Annotated in this window: 3 protein-coding genes; 1 reads left to right on the forward strand and 2 read right to left on the reverse strand. The window is 61.2% G+C overall.

What is annotated here, in order from left to right; genetic code table 11:
* Both PSV43_RS15860 and PSV43_RS15865 read right to left on the reverse strand, forming a co-directional pair.
* A partial coding sequence (locus PSV43_RS15860; RefSeq protein WP_300199342.1) for a glycosyltransferase family 2 protein occupies positions 1-666 on the reverse strand: 666 nt, incomplete at its 3' end.
* Positions 667-711: 45 nt separating this feature from the next.
* Entirely contained in the window at positions 712-1,878 is a 1,167-nt protein-coding gene (locus PSV43_RS15865; protein WP_300199345.1) for a beta-ketoacyl synthase N-terminal-like domain-containing protein, read from the reverse strand.
* A 283-nt stretch (positions 1,879-2,161) separates the two neighbouring features.
* Between PSV43_RS15865 and PSV43_RS15870 the strand changes: the two genes are divergently transcribed.
* Positions 2,162-2,527: a polymer-forming cytoskeletal protein gene (locus PSV43_RS15870; protein ID WP_300199348.1), complete on the forward strand. Its 366-nt coding sequence runs from the start codon at positions 2,162-2,164 to the stop codon at positions 2,525-2,527.
* The last annotated feature ends 103 nt before the right edge of the window (positions 2,528-2,630 follow it).

The raw sequence follows: 2,630 nt of genomic DNA on the forward strand, positions 1-2,630 counted from the left end.
CAGAATGTAGGCACGTGTGAAACGCCACCAGGGCCGGAACAACGTGTGCAGGAGGGACCAGCGCTTGCCCTTGCTCTGCTGCGTCTCCAGGAAGACCGTGGAATACTGCACGTGCTTGACCAGGTAGTGCTGGATGTTTTTGAAGGAATAATGCAGCAGATCACCACTCAGCGTGGTGCACGGCCCATCCACATCCAGCCGCTCATGCACCTGCCCGCCACCATCAGCAGCCCACTGGCTCTTCTCACGCCGAAATAGCCGCACCTTGCGGTCAGGATACCAGTCCCCATGATGAATCCACCGGCCCATGAACCACACCAGCCGCGACATCCACGCGCCATCAAAACGCTGGTCATCCCCATTCGCAAAAAATCGCAGAATCGACTCACGCAGCGCAGGCGTCAGCTCCTCATCGCAATCCAGCGCCAGGACCCATGGCTGCGAACACAGCGCGAGGCAGTGGTTTTTCTGCGCGGTGTAGCCCAGCCAGTCCTGATGAACGAAAGTCGCGCCAAATTCCGCTGCGATTTCCGCCGTGCCGTCCTTTGACCCAGAGTCCACGATCACGATCTCCTGAGCCAGATCCCCGACGCTGGCGAGGCAGCGGCGCAGGTTGGCTTCCTCGTTGAGGGAGATGATGGAAATCGAAAGCGGCAGGCGGGTCATGGAGTGGGCGACTTTCGCGAATCCGCCGCCGGTGCCAAGCACGAATCAAACGACCGCGAGAGACACGGCCGCATTGTGGCCGCCCATGCCGGAGGCGAGTTTGACCACGCGATCCCCCGCTGTGACCTGGAGGGGCGCTTCGTTCAGCGGCAGTCCGCAGCTGGGAGGGGTCAGGCCGGGAAGGACGGCGGGAAGCCAGCCGTCCGCCATGCAGGCGGCCAGCAGGGCCACGTCCAGCAGACCGCTGGCTCCGAGGGTGTGACCGGTTTGCGGTTTCAGCGGGAGCAGCGGCACTTTTTTGCCATCCAGCGCACGGAGCAGCGCCGGGGGCTCGACCTGGGCGTGATTCAGGGTGCCTGTGGCGTGTGGGCAAAGGGCCACGATTTTTCCGGGCTCACCTGCCTGGACAGCGGCACGCACACAGTCTTCGATGCCGCCGCCGTCAGCGGGAATCCTGAGGGCGTCGTAGGCGTCGCTATTCGCGCTGTAATGCTCCACGCGGCAGAGTTTCGGACGGCCGGTGGTGTCGCGCTCCAGCGTTACTGCCACGGCGGCCTCTCCCGGTAGAAAGCCGCTGGTCGGGCGTTCGGAGCCTGTGGCGAAGGGGTCATTGATGCCATTGCTGGAAAGCAGGCCGGTTTCGTGAAAATCCTGCAGCAGAGCGGCGATGAGCGGCAGATCCACGGCCACCACCAAGGCGCGGGGGGCCAGTCCGGCCCCGACCGCCATCCACGCCATGCCGAGGGCATCCAGACCGGAGGAGCAGCCGTTGGAAACCATCTGCCAGGGGCCACGAATGCCCAGCTCAATGCTGACGGCGGCAGGTATTTCGCAGTGCATCGTGTTGCTGGCACTGAACTTGCGTAAGGGTCTGCGCCATGCATTCACCCCCATTATTTCTCCTGCATTGCCGCGACTGCTGGCCCCGTAGAGCCAAGAGGCTCGGATTTCCTCCGCAGACCATCCTGCACGACGTATGGCGGTGGTCGCAGCTTGCACGGCCGCATTGCTGGCGGCGCCATAGCGGCGGCCCTTCAGAAGGGTGCGTGACGGCAAGGCCCCCACGGGGAGCGGCGGGAAGCCCGCACCCGGCAGGCAGGCAGACAGGGACAGCCCCCCGCGCCGCTCACGCAGCGCAGTCAGGCAGTCCTCCAACTGCACACCCAGAACACAGGCCGTCTCCACGGCTGTGATGAACACAGATTCCATCATGACACGATACAGCCCCAAAACGCCTCCACTGCAACCTCTCGCAACAACAAACCTCCTGCGGCAAACTGACAAAAAATAAGCAAGCCAAGGATTGACACTCAAGTTAACAACCCGCTATATTTTAGACCTCATGTTAAGGCAAATCATTGGACAACCCGAAGGGCAAAAGGAAGACAGGCGTTCTGAGGTATCCGCACCGGCTCCCGCAGCCGAACGTGCACCCATTCTCTCCACCGCATCCGCTCCCGCTGCACAACCCCAACGCTCACATCAATCTCCCGTCATGACCACCAGTAAAAACGTTCTTTCGAACGACGTCGAAATCAAAGGTTCCATCAAGTTTTCCCACGACCTCATCATCGACGGCAAAATCGAAGGCGAAGTGGTATCCGACGGCAGCCTCACCGTGGGTGAGAACGCTCTCATCAAAGGCGAGGTGAAAACCCGCTCCGTCATCATTTTCGGCAAAGTCGAAGGCAACATCACCGTCGCTGAGCGCTGCGAGCTGAAGAGCAACGCGATCCTCGTCGGCGACATCTCCGCTGGCACCCTTGCCATCGAAGAAGGAGCCACCTTTATGGGTCAGTCCCAGGTCGGCAAAAAGCCTGAAACAAAGCCCGCCTTCGGTGGTGCCCCCAAACAACCTTAACTCGCTTAACTGAGTGTTCGGACGGTTCTTCACCACGAAGACCAGCATCCTTCCCACCCCACCTAAGAATCAAATCGAAGTGGTGTGCCCTTCCTGTGGCGGG

The sequence above is a fragment of the Prosthecobacter sp. genome (genome assembly GCF_029946185.1).
Classification (GTDB): Bacteria; Verrucomicrobiota; Verrucomicrobiia; order Verrucomicrobiales; family Verrucomicrobiaceae; genus Prosthecobacter.